Here is a 20,195-nt window from a genome sequence, read left to right as displayed (position 1 = left end):
ATAATTACCCCCGCCTTAGTTTGTACTCTTGAATAAGAATGGATATGTCACTAGCACTCGAGTTCCACCTTGTGGGTTAGGAAACTTCCATGCTGCAACCCGATTCAATATACATCCCTCAACGGTCGCATTCTTAAGTGTTGTGTCCCCAATTAACTGTTGCTCTACCTGACCTGTAGGTCCGATAGTGAATTTCACTGCCACTTTACCGAATAGATCCGGGTTCGCGCTCAGTTGACGTTCGTAGCAATATAAAATCTGTCCTAATTTTGATTTGATGTATTGAGCGATCACTTCACGGTCAAGACCGCCAGTAATTTCGCCTTCTTCTTCGATCAAACCAACGCCACCGCTACCAGTTCCACCAGCAGCAAGGCCGCCCATGCCCGAAGCATTTTTACCACCACCGCGGCCGGCAGTAGAAATAGTCACACCAGAGCCATTTCCTTCAGTACCCCAATTACGGCCTGATCTTTCGATATTTCCTACTGCAGCTAGCGCTCTTCCAGAAGCACCTGTACCAGCTTTCGTGCCGTTAGCAAAAATCACGTTATTGCTTTTTGCTGCTTGCGCGGAAACTTTACCGATCAATTGAGAAACTCTTCCGCCTTGAAGAGACTTCATCATGTTAGCAACACGGCTTCCGCCGCCACCGCCATTAGGCATTTCGTTTTTAGGACCTGCAGCAGACGGGTTTTCTTTAACCACAACTTTTGTTGGAGTTGTAGTTTCAGACTTTTTACGTTTTTGTTTGATTTCAGTTTTAACAATGATTTTCTGAGCGGCTTTTGGTGGAGCAGCCACGACTTCCATTTCCTTTTTCGGAGCGAAGATGCCCACAGTCAAAAGGAATAGGGCAGCGCCAAGCACCAGCAATACGCCACGCTTAGATTCTTCATCAACCAATTGGTCAGCTGTGATATAGCCCCATCTAGCTGCATCTTCCAATGACACAGTTCTTTGGCTGATTTCAAGATCACCAACGGTTTCTTTTTTCCATTCCTGGGTTGGAGTACTCGCGATTACAAGCGGAGTCACTGCCATGGAAGGTTTAAATTTTTTATTAAGTGGAAGAACTTTGGTTTCAACTACTTTTCCGCCCTGACGAACGATGAAAAGTTGGAACTGTTTTCCAGCGTCACGTTGTTCCTGACCGGCCTTTTCAAGACGCAAATAAAGATTTGCTTCTTTTTCAATCGGCGTCAGAGTCAATGTGCAGTCAGTAAGCTCAATTGTTTGCTCTTTATCCAAGCAAACTGCAGGCATCGCTGCACCTTGAGCCGATGACATATTCATATTGATATACCACCAACGGTTGTCGCGGAATTCAAAGAGACCTTGAATGCCTTCCGTTTTTGGCGCAATAGAAATCACATCGGCCAAGCGAGATGAACCGAAAGTGTGGGTAGAATTCCCGGGACGTAGCTTCCAACTTTTTGCCGTCCCATCTTTGAGGGATTGGCGTACGATCAGTGTAAACATGATAAACCCCAAATCAGATTATTGATTTAAATAAAGAGCGGATTCGCGAATACGGCCATCCATATCCTTCTGCACATCATAAAGAGGCATGAATTTCACACCTCTTTTTTGCACAAGGTAGGCGCCATCAGGATTACGAATCGTTCCTTTGAGGCTCATGTCACCGAAATTGACTTCTTGAACTTTACGGACTGTTCTTTGTTTGGCAAAGGCAGTCGTAGCACTCAGAAGAAGGAAAGGGATCATCGCTGCGATGATTCTTTTCACTTGAATCCTCCATAATTACAAGTCTCCCGAGATTACGTGCTGACCGACTTTGTTTTGTGTTTTCAAATACTGTATTTTCTTACCTAACCAATCACGCAATTCACTTTGCTGACTGGATTTTAAAGCTCTTTCATAAGAATCCAACGCGAGCGTCGGGCTTCCTTTGTATGTCTCTAGCAAGTGCGCTTGTTGTAACAAGAAGTCTGTGTTGTCTTTTTTCATTCCAAGCAAATCTTTGATTGTGCTTAGAGCTTTTTCGACTTCACCCTTCTGCGCGTAAGCCTCACTTAACAAGATACCTACATTCAAAGTATACAAACTTTCTTTTGAATGTGCAGAAAATTTATCAACTGCGCTCGTAAAATCTCCCTCTGAGAATGCCTTCACCGCAGCGAAAGTTTTCATTTCTGTCGAAGGCATTTGCATGTCTAGAACTTTTTCGAAAAACGGCATCGCCGAAGTGATTCCATCTTCTTTATAGACTAGTCTTGCTTTCTGATACACGAATGGAGCTGCTTCTGGTTGCAACTTCAATGAAGCCTCAATCATCCACAAAGCTTTGTCCGTGTAGCCTTTCGACTCGGCACCAAGACTTGCGTAGAATAAGCCCAGGGCGCGCGTTTCAGGAGCTTTAGCGAGCTCTAGACCAAGGTTCTCTACAGTCTCGTACTGTCTAGAAGAATAACAATTTCCTGCGATTTCCAATGCTGAGGCAGCAGTGAAATTTCTAGCCGCGACTGCAGTCTTGCTGCAGGCTTTCGCCGTGCGAGTATCAAACTGAGACACCTTACCGATCGTGAAGTCAGAGGAAGCAGGTAAGAACGCCGCCATTTTTTCAGGCGCAGGATATTGCACTTGCGGAGTCACTGTTTGATCCGCACGAATATTGGCGTAAGTTCTTTCAGTGCTAGCACCTTGGCCTTTGGAAGCCGCTAGAACTTTTAGCTTCGCTTCGTTTTCATTCTTCTTATCTTGGATCGGAGCTGTCATCTTAGCGATCTCAGCTCTTAAAGCTTCCTGATCTGCTGGGCTTAAAGAAGCAGGCAATGGCATACTTTGTAAGCTTTCAATGAAGTTACCATAGCAGCGGTCGATACCGCGCATAGCTTCAAGCTGTTGATATGGATCTTTACTCATTTTCAAAGTGCTGTAATAAGCAGTGTGGGCTTTATCAAGCTTCTCTGTTTTAAGTGAAAGAACCATCGCGAATTTTTCTTCACGTGCTTTTACGCTTTGTTTAGCCAATTCATTTTCTAAAATGCGGGCTTGAATTAAACGAGCTTCCGCACGAACCTCAGCACTTACATCACGGCCGTTGGCTTTCATCGCAAGGTCAAAAGCTTGAGTGTCTTTACCTTGTTCTAAAAGTCTTCTAGCGCGAGAGATTATGATCTGAGTAGTGAACGGCTCAATACCTTTTGCAAGGATTTGCTGTTGCAATTTATCTAGCTCATTTGAATTTGGTTCATTTTTATATGAATCCAAAAGTTTGCCATAGATTCTTTCTAGAGTTTTAGAATCTGCTGCCGCAAGAATACCTTGGTACGCAGAACGAGCTTCCTTGGTTTTCTTTTCAAGTAAATAGATATCTGCAGCCATCTCTAGGTGAGTGTTACGGCCTTTCTTATCTAGGTCCGCAATTTTCACTAAAGTTTGCGCTGATTTTGAAATCTGGCCAACATCAGCGTAAGCTTTTGCCGCTTCTTTTAAAGCATCCAAATTACGTTTGTCTTCTGGATACTTCGAAACGAATTTCATTGATAACTCAGCCGCATCAAACACTTTACCTTCAGCATAAAGAAGGCTTAAGCCTTGCCATAAAGCATCTTGGGAAAGTTTTGAACCTTCGTGTTCTTTTGCGTAAGCAACCAGGCGGTTTGCAGCTTCAGTTTTGTTACCTGTTTTTGCGTACTCTTGAACTTCCGTGAAGTGAGCTTCTTCTAAGATTTTACCCATGTTTTTCTTACGGGCATCGTCAGAAGTAGAACCCATCACCTGTTTAGAGAAGTTCTTAATACCTGTGAAGTCTTTACGGATGTTTAAGATATCTAGGATCAAGTCTTCAGATTTCTTTTTAATCTCGTCATTGCCTTTGATAGAAGCAAGGGGAGTCAACCACTTTTCAGCCTCTGGGTAATTGCTTTCTTCGTAAGCGATATGGCCCATTTTAAATTTAACCAATGTCGCAAACTTACCAGTAGGGTGCAAAGTCAAGTAACGAGTTGCAAGTTCCTTACGTTCAGCTTCTTTCAATGGAGTTTTAGCTTTTTCTAAGCTTTTCTCTTTTGAATAAAGGGAAGCGTAGTTTGAATCATGGCGCATTGTCGGTTCAGAAGCTTTATCGCCCACCATTTTGTATTGAACGCTGGCTTCGTCATACTTTTGCAATTGGAATAAAAGCTCTGCATAAGCATAACGGGTTTTTAAGTCCGGTTTTGATGCATCTTCGTTAGCAAGGATCAATCCGAATAACTGTTGAGTTAGATCAGAGAACTCCATGTTTTGTTTGTTCTTAAGCCAGATCTCCCACCATTTTTTAGCCATATCAAGGCTGACACGGCGGAAATCTTCTTCACAGGCAACTTTTGCTTCAACAGGTTTTTGCAAAGTTCTCCAAGTAGAGTCTTTGCGGCACAGGTCGCTAGCTGTTTGCATGTGGGAAATGACCTTGTCTCTTTTCTTTAGGCTTTCATTGGCGCTAACCAATAGCAGGTGAGACTTAACAACATCAGATCCAGTAGGACGTCTTTCAAGGTAGTCACCCAAGAAAATATTCATTTCTTTATATTTACTGTGGGAATCATAAAGTTTCGCTAGATCAGTCATCGCCTGACCAAGTTCTTCTTCATTAGTGATTTCTTCAAAGAAAGAATACAATTTATCAGCTTCGTAAGTGTCGCCAAGGAACACAGTCAAATCGCGAAGTGCTTCGCGGCGTAGGTTGTGGCGATTATTTGGAACTTCACCATCTTGAAGAGGCGGGTTTGATTTTACGACCGTAACTAATTTGCGGATCCCGTTTTCAGAGTCGCGCATGTTGTAATAACTCCAAGCGGCTTTATACATACCGTAAGAGTAAACGCGGCTGTGGGGGAATTTTTCTACTTTTAGGAAATGTTCCAAGGCTTCTTTAAATTTACCTTGGTCATAAAGAAGTTCACCCACTGCCAAAGTACCATCGGCAATCAATGGTGACTTAGGAAAGCGGTTTAGAAGTTTGTAGTAAAGAACTTCAGAGGCTTTGTATTGAGAGATTTGTTGATTCGCGAAGGCGTTATTAAATAAAACGGCATCCATTTGTCTGAAAGACGGGAATTCCATTTCAATCTTAGTATAGATTTTAATAGCGCGTTTTACCGCGTCAGATCCTCTTTCGTTAGGAACTGGAAACGGCGAAAGCTTCATCAGCTTTGTATCCTGATGAAGGTCAAAGAAGCGGCCTGATTTTGAGCGGCGCATGTAAAGCTCCGCCAAACGGTACCAAAGATCCACTTCTTCAGGGGATCCTTTTTTCTTTTTTAAGATCCCTTGCAGTGATTCGATAGCCTTGTTTTCAGAGCGAGTGATCATAATCTCACTGCTGAAAGCTTTCTTTTCATTATCCTGTTCGCTACCTGAGTTCATGCGCACTTCAGGTAAAAGTCCTTTGGCATTTTTATCAGCAGCAAGACAGTAAATGGAAAAAAGATGAAATGCTAGAAGCAGAATCACTGTTCTGATCATAAACTTATTCTCCGACCATGGTGACAAGTTTCAACTGCGGGAAGCCGGCCATTGATGCTGTGTACATCACTTTACGTAAAGTCGCATAAGGAAGATCCTTATCCGCTTGAAGTAAGATTTTTCCATCCTTCACATGTTTTTCTGTGGAGGTTTTAGCAAGCTTATCGAGTTCGTCAAATAACGGCTTAATGAAGTTAGTGTCTGAAGACTCTAGATCTTGTGGAAGGAAGTCTGCGTTTTTAACGTCAGCAATCTTCGTTTGATCGATCTTTAAAGCATCTTCGGACAATGAAAGTTTAATTGATTCCGTCGGATTCGTCATCGAAGCCGAAGTAGGCAATCTTACTTTGTCTGCAGGAATGATTTGTACATCTGCAGTAGAGTAGGTTTGTAATAGGAACACCAACATGATCGTAAACATGTCCGTCATTGACGTGATGTTTAAGGTGAAGGTTGAGTTCTTATTTAAGTTCGGTTCAAAGCGTGTACGGCGTGACATAGAACTAACCTTCCATAGTGTTGGTGAAAATAATTTCCGGGAACATGTAGTTTGTTTCCACGTTCTTACCTTGTTTGGTATCAAACACTGGGAACTTCACTTTCATGTCGCGGGCCTGGCGGGCTTCATCCATGATTTTTACGATCTCGTTGTAAGGAACCTTGCCATCCGGATTAAGCTCAAGCTTAAAAATTTCAGGATGTGCTGATTTTACCGCCACCAATTTCTGGTGAAGAGTTTCAAAATCAAATGCGCCATTTTTTAGTGGAATAGTTTCCACTTTTTCCTGACCTTTTTCAGTGATCACGATGCGAATGCCGTCTTTAGCATCAACTTCTAAAGCCACATTGGTCGGAAGTGGAGTTTGTTCCTGGCGTTGGATAGCTTCGTTCACAACTTGAGGTAATTCAGTTTCGATCACCATCATTTGCACGAAGGCCGAAGATACAAGTAGTACTGGTACTAGTTTAACCATAACCGCAAGTAACGGAGCTAAATCGAGCTCGAACTCACTGTGATGATTAATTTTAATTTTTTTTGCGCGTCTCATAGTCCCACCCATCCATTTGGTGAACACTCCGGTTTTGCAGTCCGGAGTGTCTTCAATCAATTCCTGCTTAAGATTAAGAAACCTTAGAGCCTGGAGTTGGAGGCGTCATTGGCGCCTTTGCTTGATCAGGGAATACGTTTTGACGAGTCAAGTTCGGGATATGTGCGCTAGTTAGAAGCTCTGTTAATTTAGAGCACTTCTCTTGCAATTGCTCGATCAATTGGTTTTGACGGGCAGTCAAGAAAGAGAAGAACACCATCGCAGGGATTGCCACCGCAAGACCCAATGCTGTTGTATACATCGATACCGAGATACCATGCGCAAGCAAAGCTTGTTTTTGTGCAGGATCGGCAGTCGCCACCGCTTGGAACGAAAGGATAAGACCGTGGATCGTACCAAGAAGACCTAACAACGTTGCTACGTTCGCAAGCATTGAAAGATAGTGAAGACGTTTAGTATAGAACGGCACGTTTTCGCTTAACGCGATATCGTGAGCTTGGAAAATCGTATCGTCATCGCGATCCGCTTTTTCAATGATAGTTTTGAAAGCGCGAGCCAAAGGCTTGCTTTCTAACTGAGCGCAAAGCAAAAGAGCTTCATCTGTTTTCTTAGCAAGGATCAAGTTTTGAACTTTGCTAGTGAACTCTTCCACATTCATTCCGTAAAGCTTATAAAGAGCGCGTGCGCGTTCCCCAATAAGCACTAGCGAGCCGATCCCTACCATAAGGATCAACCAACCGACGAACCCGGAATCATTCATGAAGTTTAAGAATGCCATTTTTTGTTTCCTCCTTGGAAACGCCACCGCGTGTCCATTTTGTTAACTGAGTGATGCCATGGTCTTGCACTTGGAGGAAACGAACAGCATAGTGCAGCCCTGATTTTACATTGAGTCTTTGCTTAGAGAAATTCTTACGAATAACCTCGCAAAGAACATTGAATCCTTGAGGATTAACCTCAGAGGCTCTGAAATGAAGAAGAATTTTTTGACCTGGTTGAAGCAAAGGATCATTTAAAAGAACCAAAGCTCCGTTTTCACTCACGCTGAGTGTGTGGCCGTCAAAACAAGCCTGCTCATTATGAGCATAAACCGGTGTTTCAAGATTCACGCGTGGGTGTTTTCTTTCTAGAAAAGCACCAGACAAGTGGTCTTGAGTTTCGATCAAACGGCACAAACGGTCTTTAGAGAACTCTTGAAGATCTCCCACCTGTGTCCAATTTTCTAAATGAGCAGCCCAGACATAGTTGTAGTCTTGCAGCTCACTCATCTGAATCATGCGGATCAGGGCACTGTATTCGTAGGGACCGTATTTCATTTCCCCACGAAGAATGTACCATTGCTCCGAATTGACTGTTTGTACCCCACCCATACTAAGTCCCTTTAGAGTTTGACCGACGTCGGATAGTAGTCGATCTGAATGTTTGAGTTAGCTCCCGGCACCGAACTTCCATGGAAGGTGATCGTCAGGTCGCTAGCGTTGTAAGTCCATCCATTGGTAGCATCGTTAGGAATTTCAGCTCCATCGACGATAACTTTGATTGTATCTACTTGTGGTTCACGAGCTAATTTGAAGACTGCAGAAAGTTGGATGATAGAATCAGAGATCAACTCTAAAGTATCACCGAAGTTACTGCACAAAGATCCTTTTACACCCGAAGTTAGATCCGCCAATTGTGGCAGACGGGTAGAGATCTTACGTTGGAAACCATCAGAAGAAAGCGCATCACGACAAGCTGTATCCGGAACAGTGATAACACTGACTGAATAGTTTTTACCGTTAACTGCTGCATTTGTATAAGTATCCAAGAAGTCTACATAGCTTTGAACTGTGTAAAGGTTTGGATTGTTATAATCTTCCTTGAAGCTTGAAGTAGAGTGAGAGAAATCTTCTTCGTCACTCACCAAGATAACAGCTAAGAAAGCGTCATCACGACGGAATGCCACATTCCATGGTTCTTTCAAGGCTTGCTTGAAGCTTTCAAAAGCTCTTTCGTCACCATTACCAAGCGTTCCTTGCTTAATATTAGTAGCGAATACGTTGTTCAAATCAGGAGTGTTCTTATCCATAACAAACACGCCTGAATGAGTTTCGATTCTTGGACTGTTTTGAAGAACCGCACCATCCTTGATACGGGCCTTTAAACTATTAGCATTAAATTGTTTTTCCCAAGCTTCAGTTGTCGTAACCGCCATATGGAAGTCGTAATTCTGTTGATTGAAGCGAGAGATAAAAGACTGGAAATTAGATACTAAGTTATTTTGCGAAGTATCCATTGAGCCTGAATTATCGATCACCCAGAGAATATCAATCTTCTTAGGAATGAAGACAGCTTGTTGCTTATAATCAGAGCCATCTTTTAAGAGCGTGAAAGAATCCGTGCTCTTCTGGCATCCTGCTAGAAGCGTTACCGCGGAAGCGAATGTAACTGCTTTGCGTGCAACATGATTAAACATACGGTTTGCCCTCCCTGAGCCCCACCAGCTTTGTGTGAAGTCAGTTTCGTTCAAACTGTGTGAAAAATGAAATTTGGGGTAAGTACCTAAAATTGCTTTTTTATTTCAAACGAGTCTTAAAATGAAGCAATGTAAGTGGCTGAAAGTACTGATGTTTGCTAAATCACACTATTTTTTAAAAAAATTCTTCTGGCAAGACTTTTGACAATATTTTCGAACTTGGATCTCAAAAAACTCGCTAACTATGCGCAACTCTGAGAACTTGCTCGATTGCGAAAAACTTTTTGTCATCTCAAAGTTAATCTTTTGTCGAGTTGAGACAGGTCTTCGCAGTCAATTTGAATCAACTGCGAAGTTTGATTTTTATTTAAAAGAAGAGCGAAGTTCATCGCGCTTAATAAGCTTTTCTATTTTTTCCTGCGCTTCATTTTCTAAATTCGCTGCAGCTTCAAGAAGGTTTTCAACCACAAGCGCCTTTTCAAATCCCGTCAAATTCTCTAGCTGTTCGCTACTTACGATTTCCATCGTGAGTTTCGTAAAATCGGGTTTTAACGAATTCAGATATCCTGAAAGTCCACCCAATTCATTAAGCTGAGAAAGATATAAATTGTCCGTCAATTCAGGACTGTATTCTGTAAATGAAGGACCGTCTCTTCTCCACAGCATGTAGGAGCTAAGATAGTTGTCGATGATAAAGTCTATGGTTACAGGAATTTTTTCTTCTTTATTTTTATACAGAATTTCAATGAATGAAAATTCTGGATTCCAAGTTAGTTGCACTTGCTCTTTGTACTTAAGTGGAAAACCTGTGCCTTTATAAGCAAGAAAGACCTCTACTGAACTCAGTAATTGTGCCTTGGCTGCTTCTAAAAACTCTTTTCGGGGAGCAAAAAAGATATTGCCGTAAAGATCAAAACGATTGCAGCCCACAATTTCTCTACCTTCTGAGTGGGCTTCAAGCCAATGTTCATCAGAGCAATAACTATGTTCTGTTCGAGGACTGTCGATATTAGCATAGCCCCATTCAATAGCTTTTTTGTCGTAAGATAGCAGAGCATTTTTAATAGCACCGCCCGAAACCATTGTCGGTTCAGCAGTCATATAATCCATCACAGAGCTTGAGACTGGAACAGGTTTTGAGTTGTCACCTTTTGCAGCTCTTTCAACGGCAGCATGAATTTCTTCATCCGTGGCTTCGGCATTAAAGCTTCCTGCAAAATTATGGCGTAGCCCCATAATGTGTCCCATTTCGTGGGCGATCACTTCGCGCACATAATCTTCTTGTTCAATCAAAGGGCGATCTACAATCAACCCACATAGATTTCCAGCTGCGAAGCCGCTGTTTTTTTGCCAATCATCTGACACTTCTTTTTTAGTAAAAGAGGATGTCATGTAAACGTAACCGCGAATGGCTTCCCCAGTCAGAGGGTCCGTTTGAACATTGGCGTAGGCGCTAAATGAATCATCCCACTTAATCCAATTAATGACGATGGTTCGATCCTGCTGGGGCTCTTTGATATCATGGTTGAAAGTGACTTTAAGAACATCGCGGCCTAAAGCGCGATTCCAGTAGTGAACTCCATCAGCTACGGCTGTTTTCATTTTCTCTGGGACATTCTTATCGACCAAGACTCGAATGTCTCCGTCTTTAGGATCGACACTCCAGCGTGTGATCACGGCCTTCATGTCAGATTCGCCGACGCCACCGAAAGTGTTGTTCACGAAAAATCCAAAACGATTTTCTGCATCATAGGTCTTAGATTTAAAATTTTTATTGGGCACGTAGGGTTTAATTTCGAAAAAGACCGTTTTGCTGCTTTCGACTTTTTCAGGTCTGCGGATAGCCATTTTTTCTAATTTTTCTTTTTCTTCCTTCGTAATTTCGACCATGGGATTTACAAAGTCTTCAACAACGCGAATGACTTGTTTCATGCGAATTGCATTACCGGCAACCGACAAAGTGCTAATATAGGCGTCTTTCAGCACCAGATGGGATTCTTTTCTATTTTGATTGTTAAATTCGATATCAGTATAGATCTGAGGAATCAAAATTTCTAAACCCGCTTCATAGTTCATTGATAAAAAGCCTTGGGCCATATCAAAAACGATTTTGTCAGAGGTTTCTTGAACTACTGCAAACGTTTGCAATAGTTGATCTGCTGTGACTGAGTCGACATTGTTTTGAATTGTCTGGTTGAAGACGGCGACGCGATCGCCATTTTTTTCGAAAGTAATCAGTTGGGGCTTGTGCAGATTAGGCGCTGCAGATCGAGAGTTATCAATCACCGTCGGGATCAGCATAAAAAGCTTTCCTAAAGAGGCTTTTTCAAAGGTCACGAGGTTCTTATTGACAGTGGCTGAAGCTTCGATTTTAGCCGGCGGAAGGGCTTCTTTTATAACGATAGTCTCTTTTTCCTGGGTGCAGGAAATAAGGAATAAAGAGCTTAAAATCACGTATGCAGAGGTACGATTCCAGATACTCACGTTTTCTCCTAAATAGGGGCAACTGTCTAAAATTAGAGATTTTAGGCGAAAACGGGATCCGATTTACGGCTCAAATCCAGCCTATTGCCTCTCAGTTTCAGGAGAGTTTTAAGAGCAAGGGGCGTACCAGGAATCTTAGGTTTTGGCTTTAAGCAATTCCTTCGCTTTTTGCCAGTATTGCTCTTTTTCTTCGAGCTTTAGTTGCGACCAGTCTTTTTGATCTTGGGTGGCAAGTTCGACCATTTTTGCGAAGCGGGATTCAAAACGGGAGTTGGCTTTTCTTAAGACTTGTTCGGGTTCCATTTCTAAGTGACGTCCCAGTTGCGCTAAAGAAAAAAGAACATCCCCCAGTTCGTGTTCAATTTCTTTTTCACTGCCTTCTTCCAAGGCTTCTCTCAGTTCTTCGAATTCTTCTTCGACTTTAACCATGACTCCTTCAGCATCGTCCCAATCGAATTGCAATTTCTCTGTTCGCTTACCGATTTTATAGGCGCGCTGCAAGGCCGGCAGAGGAGGAACATCAAGCGAATAGGGGGAAGATTGCGAAAGAGCTTTTTCTTGTTTTTTAATGACGTCGTAGTTTTTGATAACTTCGGCAGTATCTGCAACCTTCGTATCACCGAAGACATGGGGATGACGGCGAATTAATTTTTCTGAAATAGATTCGATCACGTCTTCAATGCCAAAAGCGCCACGTTCTTTTGAAAGTTGTGAGTGCAAGATCACTTGGAAAAGCACGTCCCCAAGCTCTTCCTTAATTTTTTGGTCTTTATTGCTTTGGCTTTGCGGTAATTCTAAGGCTTCTACAAGTTCGTGGGTTTCTTCAATTGCGTACTGAGTCAAACTTTCGTGGGTTTGCTCTTTGTCCCAAGGGCATCCGTCAGGGCCGCGTAATCGCGATACGATCTCGACTAAGGACTCAATTTGACGTAAGTTGCTTGGAGTTTGTGCCATGCGGAGCCTCGACTTTCTGATGGAAACTCTTTATTGCTAGCACAATTGCAGAGTGATTTCGACAACTTTTGCAAAACTTGATACGGTAGATAACTGATATGCAGCGAGGAAAAAACACAAAAAAAGGCGAGAGTCCCGCGACTCGCGTTAACTATGAAGATCACAGTTTAAAATTCTTGGACTGGGTTGATTCCATTGGTTTGGAAAAGACTTTTTTCGGGCGTGCTGTGCAGTTCATGGAAGAAAAGTTTTTCATCCGTCGCGCTGCTTTGATCTTTCTTTATTGCGTTCTTTTATCCTACACAATTTTCTATGAATTAGATGTTCCTTATAACTTCGCCGTTGGGGATGTGGCGCAATTTGATGTCAGCTCTCCGTTGGCATTTGAAATGATCGATGAAGTTACTACGGAAGAAAAGCGTCTTAAGTCAGAGTTTTCTGTTCCGGTGGTTTACGACTATGACACTGGTGTGTTTGAGCGTGTGTCGACAAACTTAATGCATGCTTTCCGTTCAATGCGCGCCTATTACCGTGAAACTCAGTGGCCTAAAAATGCGGCTGAACATCGCGCGAAGGTGAAAGACTTCTTTCAGCATAAAAAGCAGTTTGAAAAAGAACTGGGTGTAGGCGTTTCTGATTTCATGTTTGAGTGGCTGATTGATCTTAAGTTCAGTCCCAAGGTTGAATTCATAGTGATGCGCAATCTAGAAAACTGGTACAACGGCAAAATTGCTGAGGCTCCGGATCGTTTTATTCCAATAAACCAAATGAATGTCCTGGGCCGAGTTGTCCATAAGAACAATCTGGGTCGAGAGTTTCCCATTTCTCGCAGCGAGATTTTAGATCTACAAGTTCCAGAGAATTTTGAATTCACTGATAAGAAAGATCTAAATCGTTTTTCTGAAAGCGATCAAGCGAACTTATTATATTTTGCTCGTTCGTTGATGGTTCCTAATTTAACTTTAAATAAGCAAGAAACAGCTTCCCGTCGTCAAGCGGCTAGGGATGCGGTTATCCCTGTGACGATCACGATTAAGAAGAATCAGAGCATTATTTCTCAAGGGTCTGTGGTTCAGCCCTTTCAGATGGCCGTGATTCGCGAGATCGAGAATATTCGTACAGACAAGCGTAAGGACCTGATGGCTTTATCGATGGCTCTGATGTTGTCGGTGGCGATTATGGTGTTCTTTTCGTACTTGAAGCGTTTTACTATCAACAAAGTGCGTATCGAGTTTAAAGACGTTTCAGTCATGATGTTGATCGCCTTTGGGGTTGTCTTCTTCACGAAGATTTATCTTTTCATGATTGATGCCGCTTTTGCTTCTAAGCTAGGGCATTTGATTCCGCCGACGGCATTCTTGTTTGCGGCTCCGGTAGCGGCGGCTCCGATGCTGGTGGGTCTTTTAATTTCTTACGGCGAAATCGTGTGGCTTTTCACGGCCTTTATGTCGGTGTGCCTAGGGATCATGGTTGATTATAATTTCAGTTTTATGTTTATCAGTCTTGTGGGCGGTATCGCTGCAGCCCGCGGGGTTTATAACTGCAAAACGCGTAATGATCTTTATTTTGCTGGGGTAAGAACGGGTGCGATCAATGCTTTAATGATTGCATTTATTCTGACTATGACGAAGTACGATCAGGCGGGTGGGTTAAAAGAGATTTTGTTCTCGATTCCGCTGGGTTTCTTGGGTGGTATTTTCAGCGCTTTGGTAGCAATGATGTTTATTCCTTTATTGGAAACAGTATTTAACTATACGACGGACGTTAAGCTTCTTGAGCTAAGTAATTTGAACCATCCTTTACTGAAAGAAATGATTGTGAAGGCGCCGGGGACTTATCATCACTCAATGATGGTCGGTTCGATGGTGGAAGCTGCCGCGGAAGAGATCGGTGCAAATCCATTGCTTGGTAAAGTAATGTGCTATTATCACGACATCGGTAAAATGGAGCACGCGAATTACTTTATCGAGAATCAAAAACCAGGCCAGAATCCTCATGATCATATTTCGCCGTTCATGAGTAAAACGTTGCTTGTTGCCCACGTTAAAGATGGGGTGGAAATGGGTACGACGTTTAAGCTGGGTAAGCCGATCATTGATGGGATCATTCAGCATCACGGGACCACGTTGATTTCTTATTTCTATAACAAGGCATTAGATCTTAAAAAAGAAGACGATCCAGAGATTGCCGACGATGACTTCCGTTATCCAGGCCCGAAACCTCAGTTCCGTGAATCTGCTTTATGTATGTTGGCCGATAGTATCGAGGCGGCTGCCCGTTCGTTAGATGAACCAACACCAGCGCGTTTGCAAAATATCGTTCGTAACATCATTCAGCGTAAGTTTTCAGATGCTCAGCTGGATGAGTGTAATTTAACTCTGAAAGACATTTCAAAAGTAGAAGCGGCCTTCGTGCGCATTTTACTTGGTATTTACCATCAACGCATCGACTATCCACGCAGTGCCGGCGGTGGTTTGGGCGATGTGGGTCACACTCCTTCGTAGTAGGTTTCTATGTTGCAGCTGCAGATTGTGAATGAAGCAAAAGTTCCTGTGCCTCGTAAGTTTATTGCGGGGTTCTGTGATGCTGTGGTTAAGGAGCTGAAGAAGAAGAAGATCTTTAAGTCTTCGGCGCAAGAATTAACTTTGGTGTTCTTAGAACCCAAAGCTGCGAAGAAACTGAATAAAGAATTCCGTGATAAGGATTATGCCACTGACGTTTTGAGTTTTGCTTCAATGGATCCCAGCTCTTTAGGAGAGTTGGTGATGTGTCCGGCTGTGCTGAAACGCCAGTCAAAAGAACACGGACTTACTTATCAGCTGGAGCTTGGGTATATGCTCCTTCATGGGATCTTGCACTTACTTGGTTATGATCATGAAACGAGTGAGAAAGATGCCGCGGAGATGTTTGGAATTCAAGATGCGGTGTTTGAGAAGTTGGTAGGGAAGTAGGGGGGGCCAGGTTACCTCCTGCTCACATTTTTTTTAAAGCATGATCTATCTTTTGTCTGGTGATAATCGTTCTTCACTTTAAACTACCACCGCATCGGTTTCTCATGGTGTCATATCTTTTTTGTCATGCGTGAAAAGCTTGACGGGTTTTTCTAATCAACGGAATGGCGCTGTTTCTTTTAATTTCATTCTAAATTTTCAAAATTCGTTTTGAGCGAGATCACTAAATGTAGGCTGGATTAGAGCGTTTAGTGCTTAATTAAGTCTACATTCGTAGAGCTTCGAAAATTTCACTCTGAAAACTCATGATATACCTTCCTTACTTCTTGAGGAGGTTTCTTATGGATTCACTTTCACGATTATCAAATATGGAACTTGAAGTTCGTCTTAAGGATCTTGTTCATAAAGAGCGTAAGCTTTTGCATGTGATTCTTGAGCACATTCGTGAATTTGATGCTCGTAAGCTTTACCTTGGGAAAGCGTATTCTTCTATTTATGAGTATCTGACAAAAGAACTTGGCTATTCTGGTTCGGCTGCAATGCGCAGACTTGAAGCAGCTCGTTTGCTTCGTGATGTTCCTCAGGTTGCAGAGCTTATTCAGGAAGGGTCGTTGAATCTTTCGCAGATCGGTGAGTTGTCTCGTTCTATCAAAGAAAAAGAAAAAATTTCCGGCGAAAAAGTGTGCGCGTCGCAAAAGCAGGAATTAATAGAAGTAGTTATTGGCAAAACCACGCAAGAAACTCAGCATGAACTTGCTAGAGTTCTGGATTTGCCACTTAAAGAATATGATTTTCAGCGCATGCAAAAAGATGAGTCCGTCCGTTTGGAAGTTACGCCTTCTAAAGCACAATATGAAAAGCTTCTTCAATGTAAAGACCTTGCTGCTCATATTCTTTTGCAAGGAGGTGGAACTGCATCTATGACGGATGTAATTGAGTTCCTAGCTGATCAATACTTAAATGAAAAGTTCAAGCCGACTAAAATTAAAGATAAATCTCAGGCGATCTCAAAAGATCAGAGTTTAATTAAAACAAAAGATTCAAAACCAGCAATGATTACCACCGATGCGGTGGTGGATAGAAAATCAGTTACTCCGAAGCTTCGCGGTTTAATTTTAAAAAGGGATAAGTGTTGTCAGTTCATTAATTATAAAACCGGGAGGAAATGTGGAAGTACGTTTGCTCTGCAAATAGACCATAAAATGCCTAAGTGGGTTGGAGGCATGAACTCAATGTCTAATCTCCAGGTTCTATGCGGCGAGCATAATCGATACAAATATAAAACTGAGAAAAATTTAAAATCTTTCGGTGTAAATTAGCGTTAACGGCAAGCTCCAACCAGATTGTAGTGATCAAAAAATAAGCGTTTTGGGAATCAGACCGATGAAATTTGCTGCTGACTAAGACGCTAATCTTTACTTCGATATTTCATACCGCAAATAGTCGAAAGAAATCCCAAGCTCTCTTTCATTGAGCCGAATCCCCCTAAGGCGTTTTCCTTGACAGCCCGACACTCCCAGCTAAACTAACCCCCATGTCGATCATTACGGAATCTTCCGAAGTTAAAAGCCGCATTAATGCCCTAGAAAGTTTCTCAAAGGAACTTCGGGGGTATCTTTGACCTTGATAAAAAGAAAAAACGCTTAGACGAGCTTGCTATCCAAGCCGAAAACCCGGCGCTGTGGGAAAAGCCCGCAGAGATGCAGAAAATCAATAAAGAAAAAACCCTGCTTGAAAGAGCCGTGGGAGAGTTTGATGGTTTCGCAAACCGCCTAAGTGACGCCAATGTTCTTCTTGAAATGGCGATGGAAGCCCAAGACGAACAAAGCTTCACCGAAGTAAAATCCGAAGTCGCAGGTCTTGAAAAACTTGGACAAGAGTTAGAACTTAAAAGAGTCCTTGCCGGTGAGCTTGATGCTAACAGCGCCTATGTTTCCATCAACTCCGGAGCCGGCGGAACAGAATCCTGCGACTGGGCGCAAATGCTTCTGCGCATGTACACGCGCTACGCTGATAAACAAGGATACAAGGTTTCTGTGGTCGAGATGACCGAGGGCGAAGGTGCTGGAATCAAATCCTGTACACTGTTAGTTGAAGGCCCTTATGCTTACGGTTACCTGAAAGCTGAATCCGGGGTACATAGACTGGTGCGCATTTCACCATTTGATTCCAATGCCCGAAGGCACACTTCATTTGCATCTGTGTTCGCATGGGCCGAAGTCGACGATGACATCAATATCGAAGTTAGAACCGAAGACATCCGCGTAGAAACTTTCCGCTCCAGCGGAGCCGGCGGTCAGCACGTCAATAAAACGGACTCTGCCGTGCGCATGTATCACATCCCCACTGGCGTGGTTGTATCCTGCCAAATGGAACGCTCGCAGATTCAAAACCGTGAAAAGGCGATGAAGATGCTTAAGGCCCGTCTTTATGAGATGGAAATCGAAAAGCGCAACGCCGAAAAAGACGCCATGAATGCCTCTAAGAAAGCCAACGAGTGGGGATCGCAAATCCGCTCGTATGTCATGCATCCGTATCAAATGGTGAAAGACCATCGAACTGATTTTGAAACCAATCAAGTCGATGACGTCATGGATGGGGACTTAAACGGCTTCATCATGGCCTACCTAAAATCGCAAATCACCACCGAAGGTCAACCTTCATGAATAAATCCCTAGCATGGATAGCATGGAGACTTCTGATTTCCCGAAAAACTCTTTTCGGGGGATCTGCTCCGTTGTCTATGCTGGGCTTAATTCTTGGTGTGGCGGCTCTGGTGGCTTCAATGGCCGTGATGAGTGGTTTTGAATCTACACTTAAGCACGCCATGGCCGATGTTTCAGGCCACGCCCAGGTTGTTAAACGTTCAAGATTCGTCGATGACTGGAAAGAACTTGAAGACCGCATCAAAGTCGCAGAGCCGACGTTAGAAAGCAGCACAAGATTTGTTTTCATCGAAGCAGTCCTAGCGCATTCAGGAAAGATCTCTGGCGTATTAATTCAAGGTGTGGATAAAGACCGCGTAAACCGAGTTCTTAATTTCAAAAGCCGGATTGTGAGTGGTACAGACAATCTGCAAGTAGAAAGCGAAACGCCATTAGCCTTGATCGGCAAAGGCCTGGCAAATAAAATGGGACTGAAAGTGGGCGATCATTTCCGTGTCGTAGTCCCAGTCGCCGATGCAGTAGACCCATCAAAATTCCAACGCCGCTTAGGCGAATTCAAAGTTCAAGGGATTCTTGATTTAGGCAAATACGACTGGAATGAAAGATTCATCATCAGCGATCTGAAAGCCAGTCAAACCATCGCCGATATCGGTGATAGATACTCTGGCCTTATCCTAAAATTCCAAGACGTCGATTACGCAAGAACTGCAGCCTTCAATCTAAGCGCAGTTTTAGGAACCCCATACTGGATCCGCGACTGGCGCGATGCGAACGAAAATCTTTTTGAAGCCGTCAGTGTAGAACGCCCCGGCATTTTCATGGTCGTGCTAGTGATCACTTTCGTAGCAGCCTTCAACGTTTCATCAACACTTTTTGTTAACGTCGTTAGAAGATATAAAGACATCGCAATTCTAAAAACCGTGGGGCTTTCCCGTAAAGACATTATCAAGATCTTCGCCCTTCAAGGCCTCTTCATGGGCGTGATCGGCATCGTCTTCGGCTTCGTCCTTGGCCTTATTCTTTGTGTCGCTTTCAGTTTTGCGCAAAGTCGCTTAGGTCTTATTTCAGGTGAGGTTTATCGCATCGATTCTATCGAAGTGAACGTGCGATTGATCGACTCCATCGCGATTATGATTGCGACTTTATTGATTTGTTTCATCGCCACTTTGGCTCCAGCGCGCCGAGGTGGAAAGCTTAACCCCGTAGAAGGTCTTCGCAATGAGTGATAGCAATGTTTTTTTAAAAGCGGTTGATATCCATAAATCCTACACCCAGGGAACAGGCGAGTTAGAAATCCTTCGTGGAATCAGTATGGAAATCAAAGAAGGCGAAGCTCTTGCGATCTTAGGATCTAGCGGAGCAGGCAAAAGTACGCTTCTGCACATCATGGGAACTTTGGATCGCCCCGATCGTGGAGAGCTCTTCTGCGAAGGCCGAAATATTTTAGCCATGGACGACGAAGAACTGTCGCGTTTTCGCAACAGCGAAATGGGTTTCGTGTTTCAGTTCCATCATTTGTTAAGTGAATTTTCAGCAGTTGAAAACGTAATGATTCCTTGCCGCGTTGCTGGGGAGTCAACCAAGGCGGCTCAAGAAAAAGCCATGCACTTGTTAAATTTTATGGGGCTTGCTGAGCGCGCAAACCATTACCCAAGTCAGCTTTCAGGTGGGGAGTTGCAGCGCGTGGCCATTGCCCGTGCCCTGGTGCGACATCCAAAAGTTCTTTTCGCCGATGAGCCCACAGGAAATTTGGATTCACATACGAGTTTGAAAATTCAGGATCTCTTTTTCCGACTGAAAGAAGAGATGAAATTAGCCCTGGTGATCGTCACCCATGACTTAACTTTTGCGACAAGATTTCCAAAAGTATACCGAATGAAAGACGGTCAGTGGGCTTAACCCGAACACTTGCAAATCCGCCAGCTCTTCGTTGGACTTATCCAAAAATCGCTCCGACGTACTTTTAGTACGCCTGCGCGCTTTTTGGACAAGTCCGCCTTGATCTGACGAATTTTCAAGCGTTCTAGAAGTTGGGTTTGCGGCGTACGCAGCGCGTCTCCTTTGACAGGACCTTAGTCTTAAGTTACGATTCCCCAATAAAATTGTAAGTATTGAGAAATCTTATAGATTTTTAAAAATCCGGGCGCTGCCTGATGATGGGGAA

The 20,195-nt window shown here is 43.2% G+C and carries 16 protein-coding genes; 6 read left to right on the top strand and 10 right to left on the bottom strand.

Annotation, left to right across the window (positions count from 1 at the left end):
* Window positions 1–15: 15 nt before the first annotated feature.
* The 10 genes from MNR06_RS05630 to mazG all read right to left on the bottom strand — a co-directional run bounded on the left by MNR06_RS05630 (window position 16) and on the right by mazG (window position 12,414).
* The gene (locus MNR06_RS05630; RefSeq protein WP_243539865.1) at window positions 16–1,482 is read right to left on the bottom strand and encodes an AgmX/PglI C-terminal domain-containing protein; all 1,467 of its coding nucleotides are present in this window, start codon (window positions 1,480–1,482) and stop codon (window positions 16–18) included.
* Window positions 1,483–1,500: 18 nt separating this feature from the next.
* Entirely contained in the window at window positions 1,501–1,749 is a 249-nt protein-coding gene (locus MNR06_RS05625; RefSeq protein WP_243539863.1) for a hypothetical protein, read from the bottom strand.
* A gap of 15 nt (window positions 1,750–1,764) precedes the next feature.
* Entirely contained in the window at window positions 1,765–5,472 is a 3,708-nt protein-coding gene (locus MNR06_RS05620) for a tetratricopeptide repeat protein (protein ID WP_243539861.1), read from the bottom strand.
* Window positions 5,473–5,476: 4 nt separating this feature from the next.
* On the bottom strand, window positions 5,477–5,971 hold the full coding sequence (locus MNR06_RS05615; protein WP_243539859.1) for an ExbD/TolR family protein: 495 nt from the start codon (window positions 5,969–5,971) through the stop codon (window positions 5,477–5,479).
* A 4-nt stretch (window positions 5,972–5,975) separates the two neighbouring features.
* Entirely contained in the window at window positions 5,976–6,521 is a 546-nt protein-coding gene (locus MNR06_RS05610) for an ExbD/TolR family protein (protein WP_243539857.1), read from the bottom strand.
* 73 nt (window positions 6,522–6,594) lie between these two features.
* Complete coding sequence (locus MNR06_RS05605; protein WP_243539855.1) at window positions 6,595–7,299, bottom strand: MotA/TolQ/ExbB proton channel family protein; 705 nt, start codon at window positions 7,297–7,299, stop codon at window positions 6,595–6,597.
* Window positions 7,274–7,891, bottom strand: coding sequence for a PilZ domain-containing protein (locus MNR06_RS05600; protein ID WP_243539853.1), 618 nt, complete (start codon window positions 7,889–7,891; stop codon window positions 7,274–7,276). The genes MNR06_RS05605 and MNR06_RS05600 overlap by 26 nt, the downstream gene beginning before the upstream one ends.
* Before the next feature lie 11 nt (window positions 7,892–7,902).
* Window positions 7,903–8,976 carry a hypothetical protein gene (locus MNR06_RS05595; RefSeq protein ID WP_243539838.1) on the bottom strand — a complete coding sequence of 358 codons (1,074 nt, stop codon included), beginning with the start codon at window positions 8,974–8,976 and terminating at the stop codon, window positions 7,903–7,905.
* A gap of 363 nt (window positions 8,977–9,339) precedes the next feature.
* Entirely contained in the window at window positions 9,340–11,460 is a 2,121-nt protein-coding gene (locus MNR06_RS05590; protein WP_243539836.1) for a zinc-dependent metalloprotease, read from the bottom strand.
* A 135-nt stretch (window positions 11,461–11,595) separates the two neighbouring features.
* Window positions 11,596–12,414 (bottom strand): nucleoside triphosphate pyrophosphohydrolase, encoded by an 819-nt coding sequence (gene mazG, locus MNR06_RS05585; protein ID WP_243539822.1) that lies wholly within the window; start codon window positions 12,412–12,414, stop codon window positions 11,596–11,598.
* A gap of 98 nt (window positions 12,415–12,512) precedes the next feature.
* Here mazG and MNR06_RS05580 point away from each other — a divergent pair, with 98 nt between their 5' ends.
* The 6 genes from MNR06_RS05580 to MNR06_RS05555 all read left to right on the top strand — a co-directional run bounded on the left by MNR06_RS05580 (window position 12,513) and on the right by MNR06_RS05555 (window position 19,930).
* Complete coding sequence (locus tag MNR06_RS05580; protein WP_243539820.1) at window positions 12,513–14,918, top strand: HD family phosphohydrolase; 2,406 nt, start codon at window positions 12,513–12,515, stop codon at window positions 14,916–14,918.
* A gap of 9 nt (window positions 14,919–14,927) precedes the next feature.
* Window positions 14,928–15,365 (top strand): rRNA maturation RNase YbeY, encoded by a 438-nt coding sequence (gene ybeY, locus MNR06_RS05575; protein WP_243539817.1) that lies wholly within the window; start codon window positions 14,928–14,930, stop codon window positions 15,363–15,365.
* A 341-nt stretch (window positions 15,366–15,706) separates the two neighbouring features.
* On the top strand, window positions 15,707–16,684 hold the full coding sequence (locus MNR06_RS05570; RefSeq protein ID WP_243539809.1) for an HNH endonuclease: 978 nt from the start codon (window positions 15,707–15,709) through the stop codon (window positions 16,682–16,684).
* A gap of 215 nt (window positions 16,685–16,899) precedes the next feature.
* Window positions 16,900–18,031 (top strand): peptide chain release factor 2 gene (prfB, locus tag MNR06_RS05565; RefSeq protein WP_243539808.1). Its coding sequence is split into 2 segments (ribosomal slippage): window positions 16,900–16,980 and window positions 16,982–18,031, totalling 1,131 coding nucleotides; the frame shifts between segments, so codons are not numbered across the junction.
* Window positions 18,028–19,257 (top strand): ABC transporter permease, encoded by a 1,230-nt coding sequence (locus MNR06_RS05560; RefSeq protein ID WP_243539806.1) that lies wholly within the window; start codon window positions 18,028–18,030, stop codon window positions 19,255–19,257. The genes prfB and MNR06_RS05560 overlap by 4 nt, the downstream gene beginning before the upstream one ends.
* A complete protein-coding gene (locus MNR06_RS05555) occupies window positions 19,250–19,930 on the top strand; it encodes an ABC transporter ATP-binding protein (protein ID WP_243539804.1) in 681 nt (226 codons plus the stop codon). The genes MNR06_RS05560 and MNR06_RS05555 overlap by 8 nt, the downstream gene beginning before the upstream one ends.
* Window positions 19,931–20,195: the final 265 nt, after the last annotated feature.

This window comes from Bdellovibrio reynosensis, from assembly GCF_022814725.1.
GTDB classification, from domain to species: domain Bacteria; phylum Bdellovibrionota; class Bdellovibrionia; order Bdellovibrionales; family Bdellovibrionaceae; genus Bdellovibrio; species Bdellovibrio reynosensis.
This window is presented reverse-complemented; position numbering and strand designations above follow the sequence as displayed.

What these genes read in the sequence shown, in the direction of transcription:
- MNR06_RS05630 (WP_243539865.1), bottom strand. Translation starts at nt 1,482, where the DNA reads ATGTTTACACTGATCGTACGCCAATCCCTCAAAGATGGGACGGCAAAA.
- MNR06_RS05620 (WP_243539861.1), bottom strand. Translation starts at nt 5,472, where the DNA reads ATGATCAGAACAGTGATTCTGCTTCTAGCATTTCATCTTTTTTCCATT.
- MNR06_RS05615 (WP_243539859.1), bottom strand. Translation starts at nt 5,971, where the DNA reads ATGTCACGCCGTACACGCTTTGAACCGAACTTAAATAAGAACTCAACC.
- MNR06_RS05610 (WP_243539857.1), bottom strand. Translation starts at nt 6,521, where the DNA reads ATGAGACGCGCAAAAAAAATTAAAATTAATCATCACAGTGAGTTCGAG.
- MNR06_RS05605 (WP_243539855.1), bottom strand. Translation starts at nt 7,299, where the DNA reads ATGGCATTCTTAAACTTCATGAATGATTCCGGGTTCGTCGGTTGGTTG.
- MNR06_RS05600 (WP_243539853.1), bottom strand. Translation starts at nt 7,891, where the DNA reads ATGGGTGGGGTACAAACAGTCAATTCGGAGCAATGGTACATTCTTCGT.
- MNR06_RS05595 (WP_243539838.1), bottom strand. Translation starts at nt 8,976, where the DNA reads ATGTTTAATCATGTTGCACGCAAAGCAGTTACATTCGCTTCCGCGGTA.
- mazG (WP_243539822.1), bottom strand. Translation starts at nt 12,414, where the DNA reads ATGGCACAAACTCCAAGCAACTTACGTCAAATTGAGTCCTTAGTCGAG.
- MNR06_RS05580 (WP_243539820.1), top strand. Translation starts at nt 12,513, where the DNA reads ATGCAGCGAGGAAAAAACACAAAAAAAGGCGAGAGTCCCGCGACTCGC.
- ybeY (WP_243539817.1), top strand. Translation starts at nt 14,928, where the DNA reads ATGTTGCAGCTGCAGATTGTGAATGAAGCAAAAGTTCCTGTGCCTCGT.
- MNR06_RS05570 (WP_243539809.1), top strand. Translation starts at nt 15,707, where the DNA reads ATGGATTCACTTTCACGATTATCAAATATGGAACTTGAAGTTCGTCTT.
- MNR06_RS05560 (WP_243539806.1), top strand. Translation starts at nt 18,028, where the DNA reads ATGAATAAATCCCTAGCATGGATAGCATGGAGACTTCTGATTTCCCGA.
- MNR06_RS05555 (WP_243539804.1), top strand. Translation starts at nt 19,250, where the DNA reads ATGAGTGATAGCAATGTTTTTTTAAAAGCGGTTGATATCCATAAATCC.